The organism is Candidatus Planktophila versatilis, from assembly GCF_002288105.1.
Classification (GTDB): Bacteria; Actinomycetota; Actinomycetes; order Nanopelagicales; family Nanopelagicaceae; genus Planktophila; species Planktophila versatilis.
This window is the reverse complement of record NZ_CP016774.1, coordinates 561083-572985: the sequence shown is the minus strand read 5'-3', so window position 1 is coordinate 572985 and position 11903 is coordinate 561083. Positions and strand designations below refer to the sequence as shown.

The 11903-nt window shown below is 49.0% G+C and carries 8 protein-coding genes; all 8 read right to left on the bottom strand.

The window, feature by feature from the left end:
• Positions 1-109: 109 nt before the first annotated feature.
• Entirely contained in the window at positions 110-1090 is a 981-nt protein-coding gene (whiA, locus tag A1sIA79_RS02900; protein WP_095674737.1) for a DNA-binding protein WhiA, read from the bottom strand.
• A 4-nt stretch (positions 1091-1094) separates the two neighbouring features.
• Positions 1095-2042 (bottom strand): gluconeogenesis factor YvcK family protein, encoded by a 948-nt coding sequence (locus A1sIA79_RS02895; protein WP_095674736.1) that lies wholly within the window; start codon positions 2040-2042, stop codon positions 1095-1097.
• Positions 2039-2905 carry an RNase adapter RapZ gene (gene rapZ / locus A1sIA79_RS02890; protein WP_095674735.1) on the bottom strand — a complete coding sequence of 289 codons (867 nt, stop codon included), beginning with the start codon at positions 2903-2905 and terminating at the stop codon, positions 2039-2041. The genes A1sIA79_RS02895 and rapZ overlap by 4 nt, the downstream gene beginning before the upstream one ends.
• A gap of 15 nt (positions 2906-2920) precedes the next feature.
• Entirely contained in the window at positions 2921-4840 is a 1920-nt protein-coding gene (uvrC, locus tag A1sIA79_RS02885; RefSeq protein ID WP_095674734.1) for an excinuclease ABC subunit UvrC, read from the bottom strand.
• Positions 4840-7710, bottom strand: coding sequence for an excinuclease ABC subunit UvrA (uvrA, locus tag A1sIA79_RS02880; RefSeq protein ID WP_095675476.1), 2871 nt, complete (start codon positions 7708-7710; stop codon positions 4840-4842). Before uvrA ends, uvrC begins: the two co-directional genes overlap by 1 nt.
• Positions 7711-7712: 2 nt before the next feature.
• Positions 7713-9788, bottom strand: a complete 2076-nt coding sequence (gene uvrB / locus A1sIA79_RS02875; RefSeq protein WP_095674733.1) for an excinuclease ABC subunit UvrB — start codon at positions 9786-9788, stop codon at positions 7713-7715.
• Between the two features lie 4 nt (positions 9789-9792).
• Positions 9793-10389: a dephospho-CoA kinase gene (coaE, locus tag A1sIA79_RS02870; protein ID WP_095674732.1), complete on the bottom strand. Its 597-nt coding sequence runs from the start codon at positions 10387-10389 to the stop codon at positions 9793-9795.
• A gap of 100 nt (positions 10390-10489) precedes the next feature.
• Entirely contained in the window at positions 10490-11824 is a 1335-nt protein-coding gene (rpsA, locus tag A1sIA79_RS02865) for a 30S ribosomal protein S1 (RefSeq protein ID WP_095674731.1), read from the bottom strand.
• Positions 11825-11903 lie beyond the last annotated feature (79 nt).

Below are 11903 nucleotides of genomic sequence, written 5' to 3'. Positions count from 1 at the left end.
AAAGGTGGCTATTTTTAACGCCACAACGCTGGGGGCTTAGTGCGCACTCTACCAGTGCTCTAGGTGCTACTCCCCGGTTGCTTGCACGCAACCACGTATCTTTAACCTGTTATTCACCCAATAAGTCAGGTGATAATCCAGCTTCGGTGTCCGGGATACCTAACTCACCGGCACGTTTATCGGCCATAGCCAGCAACCGACGAATACGCCCAGCAATTGCATCCTTGGTCATCGGCGGTGTTGCAAGTGATCCAAGTTCTTCCAAGCTTGCCTGTCCATGTGAAATACGGAGTTCGCCAGCTTCTTTGAGATGGTCAGGTATTTCACTTCCAAGTATCTCCATCGCGCGTTGCACGCGAGCTGCGGCCGCAACGGCTGCGCGCGCAGAGCGCCGTAGATTGGCATCATCAAAATTTGCAAGTCTGTTGGCTGTCGCGCGAACTTCCCGGCGCATACGTCGCTCTTCCCAAGCAAGCACACTTTCATGCGCACCTAAGCGAGTAAGCAAAACACCGATGGCATCGCCATCTCGAATAACAACACGATCGACTCCGCGCACTTCTCGAGCTTTGGCCACGATATTCAGCCGGCGAGCTGCGCCAACAAGGGCAAGTGCTGCCTCTGGTCCGGGACAGGTTATTTCAAGTGATGAGGAACGACCAGGTTCAGTCAGTGACCCATGAGCGATAAAGGCGCCACGCCAGGCCGCTTCGGCATCACAGACATTTGCCGCAACTACTTGGGGTGGAAGTCCGCGCACTGGACGACCATTGGCATCAATCAAACCTGTTTGGCGAGCAAGAGCATCACCTGATTCAATCACACGCACCACATAGCGTGAACCTTTACGCAGACCACTGGAAGAAAGAACTGCCAAATCACTATCGTGGCCGTAGATGTCGGCGATATCTTTCTTCAGCCGTCTAGCGCTCTGGGATGTGTCGAGCTCGACTTCAATAACTACCTTGCCAGCGGCGATATGTAACCCACCTGCAAAACGAAGTAGCGATGAGACTTCGGCCTTTCGGCAACAAGGCTTGGTTACCGAAAGACGACTGAGCTCGTCTTTGACTGCAGCGGTCATTGCCATGGAGTTATCCAACCAGTATTTCTGCATCTATGTGTGCGAAAAGCTGACCCAATTTATTGACATCATGATGCAAAGGCGAGCTTTTGCTGCGCAAATCAGCGGCAATAAACTCTGAACCTGTAGTTGAAAGATGGCGCTGTAATTCATCGGCCCCCGAAGATGAGGCATCTACTACAACTACATCAAATACTAACTCCGGTGCGTACTCATTGAGAATCATCAAATGCTCTAGTGGTGAATACCCGGCGTACTCCCCCGCAGATTTGTCGGTGGAATCTAGATTGAGTAAGAGAATCTTCTTGGCAGGTGAAGCCACCAGCGCTGCTCGCTGCGCGGGCACAAGTAAATGCGGAATAACGCTTGAAAACCAGGAGCCTGGGCCCATCGTGATCCACTGCGCATCGGCTATTGCCGTAATTGATTCTGCACGCGCATCTGGATTTTCCGGAATGATGCGAAGTGATTTCAATCGTCCGTTAGTTGTTGCGACCTCTGCCTGTCCGCGGACAATATGTGTGCCGCTAGCGTCTTCAAAGGTTGCTTCGATATCTAGTGCTTGCGCCGCCATCGGCAGCACGCGACCAATAACTTTCAAAAGTGCGCCCACCCGATCAAGACCAGCAACGGTATCTTCATCGCGATCCCAGAGCGCTGCCAGCAGAAGATTTCCCACAGCATGGCCATTGAGTTCACCCGTGCTCGTGAATCGATATTGCATGATTTGCGCCCAACTACGACCCCACTCATCATCACTACATAGCGCAGCCAGTGCCATTCTTAAATCACCCGGTGGCATGATGGAAAATTCTTCCCGCAACCTTCCACTGGATCCGCCGTTATCGGCAACGGTGACTATCGCGGTGATCTCGGTTGTGAATTGTCGTAGCGCTGTCAGGGTTGCAGCTAATCCGTGCCCACCACCGAGTGCGACAACTTTTTTCTGTGAAATCATTCCCGCCCTACATCGCGATGTGTTGCGTGCGCTGATATCTCAAGATCAGAGGAGACGGTAATCAACTGCTTGGCAATTTCTTCTGCAATGGCAACCGAGCGATGTTTACCTCCGGTGCAACCAATTGCAATCGTCACATACTTCTTTCCTTCTCGAAAATATCCCGGAATCATCTGTCGCACGACCGAAACATAACTCGACACAAATTCTGCAACGCCCTCACTCGAAAGAACCTTTTCTGAGACCGGTGCATCTAGGCCATTCATTGGTCTGAGTTCTGGAATCCAATGCGGGTTGGGAATGAATCTGCAATCCAATACCAAATCGGCATCTACCGGTATTCCATACTTATATCCAAAAGAGAGCACGTTAATGCGAATACTAGGGAGCATTCCGGCGGCAAATATCTCACTCGTACGCTTTTCTAATTGGTGCACGTTCAGGTTAGATGTATCAATAACAACATCTGCGCCAGCTCGGATCTCTTCCAGTTTTGCTCGCTCACGTGCAATTCCGTCAACGATGCGATCCTTCCCTTGTAGCGGGTGCGGTCTGCGCGTTGATTCAAATCTCTGCACAAGTGCTTGGTCTGTGGCATCTAGAAAGAGCAATCGGTAAGGAATGCTCGACTTTTTTAAGGTATCTAGTGCGCTACTGAGTTCATCAAAGAATTTTCCGCCGCGAACATCGACGACAACGGCTAACGATGCGTGTGTGTCGTGGGCTTGCTCTGCCAACTGAGGAACGAGTGCTGGCGGTAAGTTATCAACGACATACCAGCCAAGATCTTCCAGCGCGTGGGCAACTGTGGATCGCCCGGCGCCAGACATTCCGGTGAGAACCAGAAGCTCTTTTGTGCTCATGCTTCGTATTCTCCCCTAGCTGTCAAGTATCTCGCCAGTATTCATATCCACCGCTGGAATTGATAGCGATTGCAGATGGCTATAGATAATTGCGGCAATGGTCGCTCCAATTCCGGGTGTTGCAGCTAAATCATCCGCACTGGCTTTGCGCATCGCAGTAACTGACCCAAAACGGTCAAGGAGCGCGGCTCTTCTTGTTTCTCCCAGTTGTGGAATCTCATCGAGGAGAGATTCCAGCATCACTTTGGAACGACGGCTACGGTGGAAGGTAATTGCGAATCGATGAGCTTCATCTCGAATGCGCTGTAGTAAATACATGCCTTCACTTGTTCGCGGCAGGATCAAAGGATCCTTATCCCCTGGCATCCAGACTTCTTCCAGTCTCTTTGCTAACCCACATAAGGCAACGTCTGTGATTCCAAGTTCATCAAGTGCTCGCGCAGCTGCAGCAACTTGCGGGGCGCCGCCATCAACAACGATCAGTTGTGGTGGATAAGCAAACTTGCTCAGCTTTCCACCAGTTTCAGCAACCTCGCTCTTATTGACATCTCTATCAGCCAATAGCCTCTTCATTCGACGGGTAATTACTTGGTGCATTGCCCGAGTGTCATCCTGGGCAGTATCGGTATCAATAATGAAGCGGCGGTATTCACTTTTCTTTGCCAGGCCATCTTCAAAGACGACCATAGATGCAACAACTGTGGTTCCTGAGATATTAGAGATGTCATAACACTCAATGCGCAGAGGGGTGCGCGAAAGCTGTAGCTCTTCCTCAAGTTCAAGCAGCGCCTTACCCGATACTGCAGCATCTGTTGCGCGCTTACTTAAATACTGAACAAGTGCGTAATGAGCATTGCGCTCAACTGTTTGCAGTAGCTCCACCTTCTCACCACGCTGTGGAACTTTAATAGCAACTCGAGCACCACGGATGGAAGAGAGCCAGTCTTCTAGTGCAGTGCGATCTACCGGTTCTTGGTTAAGAAAAATCTCATGTGGAATATCTGTTGGTGTGCTTTGGCTATAAATGGAGAAGAACAGTGAGGCAATCTGATCATCTCCTTCCAGGGCTTTTTCCTGATCTACAATCCAGGAACGCGAACCTTTGATGGAACCGCGCCGGACCATGAAGATTGAACCAGCAGCATGAAGTCCTTCTTCATGGATTGAGATGAAATCACCATCAAGATCATCTGAGAGGTTGCCTTGGGTTGAGCGCTGTGCTTTTTCGAAGGACTCAATCTGATCGCGCAGACGTGCAGCTCTTTCAAACTCCTCTGACGCAGACGCCGATTCCATCTCCGTACGTAAGGTTGGCAACAAGTTCTCCATCCCTTTTTCCATAAATGAATCGAGATTCTCCGCAATCTCTCTATGTTCCTGTGGTGTTACCCAGCCAACGCAGGGCGCGGCACATTTACCAATATCTCCAAGTAAGCATTGCCGCTTTGTTCGTTGCGCGCGCTGAAAGTTCCCAGCACTGCAGGAGCGGACCGGAAATACTTTAAGGAGCACTTCATAGGTATTACGCAGCGCCCAGGCATTTGTATAAGGACCAAAGTATTTAAGTCCAGGTCGCTTTTCTTTGCGGGTAATGAAAATCCGTGGAAATTCATCGGCCATTGAAATAGCCAAATATGGATAGGACTTATCGTCCTTAAATTGCACGTTATACGTCGGGTGATACTGCTTGATCCAGGAAAATTCCAGAGCTAGCGCCTCGAGCTCGGTTGCGACAATGGTCCAGTCCACACGCACCGCTTCGTGCACCATGCGATAGGTCTTCTGCGCAAGATTGGAACCGAAATAGGTTGTCAATCGATTCTTTAGATTTTTCGCCTTGCCCACATAAATGACTTTGTCATCAGCGTTATAGAAGCGATATACCCCTGGCTCTTCAGGAATCTCGCGTGGGCGATAACTGGAAGGTTCCACCATTACTTCTTCTTCGCTGGGCTTTTCTTAACGATTGCGCGATTAGTTGCCAGAACTTCAGCGAGGTATTGCCCGGTGTAACTAGCTTTCACCTTTGCCACATCTTCTGGAGTACCTTCGGCAACGACGGTTCCGCCGCGGAAGCCACCTTCTGGGCCCATATCAATGACCCAATCTGAAGACTTAATGACATCGAGATTGTGCTCGATCACAATTACAGTGTTTCCACTTTCCACCAGGCGCCTAAGAACACCGAGCAGTTTATTGACATCCTCAAAGTGCAGTCCTGTCGTTGGTTCGTCTAAGACATAGATCGTGCGCCCTGTTGATCTGCGTTGTAGCTCGGTTGCAAGCTTCACACGCTGGGCTTCTCCACCTGAAAGAGTGGGAGCCGATTGACCTAGCCGCACATATCCAAGGCCCACATCACATAAGGTCTTGAGGTAGCGCGCAATAGTGGGAACAGATTCAAAGAAAGCATGCGCAATCTCAATCGGCATATCTAAAACTTCGGCAATGGTCTTGCCTTTGTAGTGAACCTCCAGGGTTTCCCGGTTATATCGAGCTCCATGACAGACCTCGCACGGAACATAGACATCAGGTAAGAAGTTCATCTCAATGGTGATGGTTCCATCTCCAGAACAATTCTCACACCGTCCACCCTTGACGTTAAAGGAGAAACGACCCTGCTGATAGCCGCGCACCTTAGCTTCAGTAGTTTCGGCAAAGAGGGCACGAACTTTATCGAATACGCCCGTATATGTTGCTGGGTTAGAACGCGGGGTGCGCCCAATAGGTGATTGATCAACATGCACAACTTTATCTAGTTGATCGATGCCGGTAATTGTGCGGTGACGACCTGGAACTAGACGTGCACCATTGAGCTTATTTGCAAGAGTCGTATAGAGAATGTCGTTAACCAGTGTTGATTTACCAGAACCCGATACTCCGGTCACTGAGACAAAGAGTCCCAACGGAATACTAACCTCGACATCTTTGAGGTTATTCTCCTTCGCGCCCTTAATCACCAATTGACGTTTTGGATCGACTGCACGACGGGTCTTTGGAATCTCTATTGATTTGCGCCCCGATAGATAAGCACCAGTAATTGATTCCTTCGATGCAATCAGTTCCTCATAGGAACCTGAGACAACGACTCGACCGCCGTGCTCACCGGCACCAGGTCCAATATCAACGACCCAATCTGCAGTGCGAATGGTCTCTTCATCATGTTCAACGACAATGAGAGTATTTCCAAGATCGCGTAGTCGAGTTAGGGTCTCAATTAGTCTGCGGTTATCACGTTGATGAAGTCCGATGGATGGCTCATCTAAGACATAGAGAACTCCGACAAGTCCGGAACCGATCTGAGTTGCAAGACGAATACGTTGGGCTTCACCACCAGAAAGCGTTGCTGCCGGGCGATCGAGTGATAAGTAATCAAGTCCCACATCAAGTAAGAAACCTAGACGGGCATGGACTTCCTTCATAACGCGCTCAGCAATTTGTGCTTCCCGCTTATTGAGGGTGACTTGCTTAAGAAACGTTGCGCAATCATCGATAGAAAGTGCGCACACTTCGGCAATTGATTTTCCGCCTAGCGTGACCGCAAGTACCTCTGGCTTCAAGCGCGCACCCTTACAAGCAGGACATGGCGTCTCGCGCATATATGCCTCGTATTTATCGCGGCTGTAATCACTATCAGTTTCACCATGACGACGATGAATGAATGGAATGACACCCTCAAAGCCAGTTGAATAATTACGAACGCGGCCATAACGATTCTTATACTTCACATGAACTTCGTAATCAAAGCCATTCATAATCGCTTCTTTAGCTTTCACTGATAGCTTCTTCCAAGGATTATCGAGTGAGAATTTGAGTTCCAGAGCTAGCGCTTCCAGTAATCGCAGGAAGTACTCTGATGACTGTCCCCCAGCCCAGGGTGCAATTGCACCTTCATTTATGGAGATTGAATCATCAGGAATAATGAGTTCCTCATCCACCTCTAACTTAGTTCCGATTCCAGAACATTCTTCACACGCTCCAAATGGGGAGTTAAAAGAGAACGAACGCGGTTCAAGTTCTTCGAAAGAGAGATTGCAATCGTGGCAAGCTAAGTGCTCGCTATAGGTATGTTCCTTCTCCCCACTCTTGGCATCGACAAAATCAAGTAGAACTAAACCATTACCAAGCTTGAGCGCGGTTTCAATCGAATCTGTTAGTCGCGATTTGCTCTCAGCTTTAGCTGTCAGGCGATCGATAACAACTTCAATGGTGTGTTTCTCCTGCTTTTTAAGCTTTGGCGGTTCGGTGAGTTGGATGATTTCTCCATCAACTCGAGCACGGGAATAGCCCTGCGTAACTAACTCTGCAAAGAGATCGACAAACTCACCTTTACGTTCGCGGATGACAGGTGCTAGTACTTGGAACTTAGTTGTTGGCGGCATGGTGAGGATTTGATCCACAATTTGTTGCGGGCTCTGGCGCGAAACTGCCTTGCCACACTCTGGGCAGTGCGGGCGGCCAGCACGTGCAAAGAGCAGTCGGAAGTAGTCATAGACCTCGGTAATTGTTCCCACCGTTGAACGTGGATTTCGATTCGTTGATTTCTGATCGATAGAAACTGCCGGAGATAAGCCTTCAATGAAATCGACATCAGGCTTATCCATCTGACCCAAGAATTGTCTGGCATAGGCTGAAAGTGATTCAACATAGCGACGTTGACCTTCAGCAAAGATGGTGTCAAAGGCAAGGCTTGATTTACCCGAGCCTGAAAGGCCAGTAAAGACAATGAGTGCATCGCGTGGAAGTTCAATGGAAACATCCTTGAGGTTATGCTCGCGCGCACCACGTACAACTAACTTATCGATACTCACGTACCAGCCTCATCCATTCCACGAAGTTCACGCTTTAGCTCTTTTAATTCATCACGCAGGCGAGCAGCAAGTTCGAATTGAAGTTGATCGGCTGCGCCACGCATCTGCTCGGTGAGGGAGCCTATCAATGCAATGAGTTCTTGGCGCGGCATGGAATCCGTTGATTTCGATAAGAATGGCAGGGCCGCTGAAGATTTCTTACCTTTGATTCCAGCCATGATGTCATCTGTGTCATCACTTTCTTGGGCTATGAGGTCAGTGATATCGCTAATCCTCTTACGTAACGGTTGGGGATCCACCCCACGCTCGAGGTTATAGGCAACCTGCTTCGCTCTTCGTCTGTTGGTCTCATCAATAGCTTTGGTCATGGCCGCGGTCATATTGTCGGCATACATGTGAACCTCACCCGAAACATTTCGAGCGGCGCGACCAATTGTTTGAATCAGTGAAGTTGCAGAGCGCAAGAAGCCTTCTTTGTCAGCATCAAGAATTGCGACAAGTGAAACTTCCGGTAAATCGAGTCCTTCGCGCAAGAGGTTGATTCCAATTAGTACGTCGTATTCACCCATGCGAAGCTCACGTAGTAACTCAACACGGCGCAAGGTATCTACCTCAGAGTGCAGATAGCGAACTCGGACTCCGCGCTCTTGCAAATAATCTGTGAGGTCTTCCGACATCTTCTTAGTCAAAGTAGTGACTAATACGCGCTCGTTCTTCTCTGCCCGAATATTGATTTCGTGTAGCAAGTCATCAATCTGGCCCTTAATCGGCTTGATAATGATTTGTGGATCAACCAACCCTGTAGGTCTAATCACCTGTTCAACGACATCTCCTCCGACCCTCTCCATCTCATACTTGCCGGGTGTGGCTGACAAATAAACCTTCTGCCCTGTGCGTTCTAGAAACTCCGGCCACTTCAGTGGTCGGTTATCAAGGGCACTGGGGAGTCTAAATCCGTGTTCCACCAAGGTTCGTTTACGTGATGCATCGCCCTCAAACATCGCACCAATTTGTGGAACGGTCACGTGACTTTCATCAATGACAACGAGGAAATCTTCTGGGAAGTAATCAAGGAGACAGTTGGGCGCGGATCCAGCTTCGCGACCATCTAGATGACGTGAGTAATTTTCAATGCCAGAACAGAAACCCAGTTGCTCCATCATTTCCAAATCAAAGGTAGTACGCATTCGAAGGCGCTGTTCTTCGAGTAACTTACCCTGCTTAGTGAATAGGTTGAGCTGCACCTGAAGTTCATCTTGAATCTCGCTCATTGCTCGTTTCATCGTCTCTGGACCAGCGGCATAGTGGGTTGCCGGGAAGATATAGATTTCGGTTTCATCATGAACAATCTCACCGGTGAGCGGATTGAGCGTCATAATCTTTTCAATCTCATCCCCGAACATTTCAATACGCACGGCCAACTCTTCATACATCGGAATTATCTCTACTGTGTCACCTCGAACCCGGAAGGTTCCTCGCTCAAAGGCCATATCGTTTCGCTTATATTGAACATCGACAAACTTACGTAGTAGCGCATTACGTTCGATTTCATCGCCCACTTTCAGGCGAATCATCCGGTCGATGTATTCCTGCGGCGTTCCAAGCCCATAGATACATGAAACCGTTGCAACCACGATGACATCGCGGCGCGTTAGAAGTGAGTTTGTAGCTGAGTGACGAAGTCGCTCCACCTCATCATTAACACTTGAATCCTTTTCGATGAAAGTGTCAGTCTGAGGAACATAGGCTTCAGGTTGGTAGTAGTCATAGTATGAAACGAAGTACTCAACCGCATTATTAGGCAGCAGTTCTCTAAATTCATTGGCCAGCTGGGCTGCCAAAGTTTTATTGGGAGCAAGAACAAGTGTGGGACGTTGTAAACGTTCGATCAGCCAAGCCGTGGTTGCCGACTTTCCAGTTCCGGTGGCGCCTAAGAGAACAACATCCTGAGCGCCGTTATTGATCTGCTTTGCGATCTCCTCGATTGCCGCTGGTTGATCTCCGGCTGGAATGTAATCACTTATGACCTGAAAGGGCGCGACTTTCCGCTGGATATCAGTTACTGGGCGCACACTCTTAGCCTAGCGACTGCGGCAGAAGAACGCTCTCCCAGAGATTTTCAACCTGGCGCAGGAGCGAATCTTCATCAGAGTTGTTGTAAAAAACAGTATCAGCAAGAGCTACTCGAGATTCTTGCGATGCCTGGGCTGCAATCCGCTTGTCGATCTGTGAAATATAGAGTCCTCGTTTAAGCAACCGTTCTTTGCGTAGCTCTAAATCTGATTCAACGGTAATGACATAGTCAAACTTCTCAGCCGCATTTGTCTCAGCCAATAACGGAATTTCATAAATCAGGATGTCATCGTGATCTAAGTCAGCCACCGCTTCGGCAAAGATCGCCTGAACCCGCGGATGAATAATTGCCTCTAGATCTGCTCGTGCTGAATCATCGCTGAAAACAATCTCGGCAAGTTTTTTTCGGTCAATATCACCATTAAGGATTACCTCATCTCCGAAACGAAGTAAGACTTCGGCAAAACCATCGGTTCCTCTTTCAATTACCATACGAGCGAGTTGATCCGCATCGATTACTAGCGCCCCAAGTTCGGCAAAGCATTGCGCCACAGTGGACTTTCCTGCACCAATGCCACCAGTGAGTGCAACAACTAACATGGAGCTAGCCTATCTCTGAGGATGAAAAAAGAGACCCATTCGGGGTGTGCGAGGTTAAGTAACACCCCGCGACCCGTATGAGTCTCTCTTTCTTTAAGACTTATTCGGCGGCGACTACAGCTGCTTCTTCCGCAACCTTTGCTTCTGCCTTCTGCTTCTTGTGTGCAAGGAAGCGCTCTTGAGCAACAGCGTATTGACGCTCCCACTCCTCGCGCTGTGAGTCAAAGCCTGGCTTCCACTCTTGGGTATCAGCATCGAATCCTTCTGGATAGATGAAGTTACCTTCTGCGTCATAACGAGCAGACATTCCGTATTGAGTTGGATCGAATGCTTCGATCTCTACTTCTTGGCCTTCATTTGCTTGCTTAAGTGAGAGTGAGATGCGACGACGCTCAAGATCGATATCGATGATCTTCACGAATAGTTCGTCATCAACAGCAACAACCTGCTCTGGAATTTCAACATGGCGTTCTGCCAACTCTGAAATGTGAACGAGGCCTTCAATGCCTTCGTGGACACGGATGAATGCACCAAATGGAACAAGCTTCGTTACGACGCCCGGCACAACAGTGTTGATTGTGTGGGTGCGAGCAAATGCCTGCCATGGATCTTCTTGTGTCGCCTTGAGTGAGAGTGAGACACGCTCACGTTCGAAATCAACTTCGAGAACTTCAACAGTTACCTCGTCGCCAACTTCAACAACTTCACCTGGGTGATCAATGTGCTTCCATGAAAGCTCAGAGACGTGAACAAGACCATCAACGCCACCAAGGTCAACGAATGCACCGAAGTTAACGATTGATGAAACAACACCTGTGCGAACCTGGCCCTTTTGAAGCTGGTTTAGGAATTCGGTGCGTGATTGTGACTGTGTCTGCTCAAGGAATGCACGACGTGAAAGAACTACATTGTTGCGATTCTTATCAAGTTCGATGATGCGACACTCAACTTGCTTACCGATGTAAGGAGTGAGGTCACGAACGCGACGCATTTCAACAAGTGATGCTGGCAAGAAGCCGCGCAATCCGATGTCGACGATGAGTCCGCCCTTAACAACTTCAATAACAGTTCCCACGACAACTTCGTCGCGCTCTTTCTTGCCTTCGATATCTCCCCAGGCACGCTCGTACTGAGCACGCTTCTTGGAAAGGATTAGGCGGCCTTCTTTATCTTCCTTCTGCAATACGAGAGCTTCTACTCGATCTCCGACCTTAACGATGTCATTTGGATCTGCATCGTGGCGGATTGAAAGTTCGCGTGCTGGAATTACGCCTTCTGTCTTGTAGCCGACATCGAGGAGTACTTCTTCGCGATCAATTTGAACAACTGTACCTTCGACGAGATCTCCGTCACTGAAATTTCTGATTGTTCCTTCAATTGCGGCTAAGAAATCTTCCGCTGAACCAATGTCATTTATTGCAATTTGAGTAGTCAAGGTGCTCCGTAGGGATAGAAAGTAGTAGGGATGGGACTGCGCAAGAATACGTGCGAAGGTGATTTAGTAGCAAATCCCA

Excerpts from the sequence above, each read along its gene's own strand:
- coaE (WP_095674732.1), bottom strand. The coding sequence starts at position 10,389 with ATGTTAGTTGTTGCACTCACTGGTGGCATTGGTGCAGGAAAGTCCACT.
- whiA (WP_095674737.1), bottom strand. The coding sequence starts at position 1,090 with ATGGCAATGACCGCTGCAGTCAAAGACGAGCTCAGTCGTCTTTCGGTA.
- uvrC (WP_095674734.1), bottom strand. The coding sequence starts at position 4,840 with ATGGTGGAACCTTCCAGTTATCGCCCACGCGAGATTCCTGAAGAGCCA.
- rapZ (WP_095674735.1), bottom strand. The coding sequence starts at position 2,905 with ATGAGCACAAAAGAGCTTCTGGTTCTCACCGGAATGTCTGGCGCCGGG.
- A1sIA79_RS02895 (WP_095674736.1), bottom strand. The coding sequence starts at position 2,042 with ATGATTTCACAGAAAAAAGTTGTCGCACTCGGTGGTGGGCACGGATTA.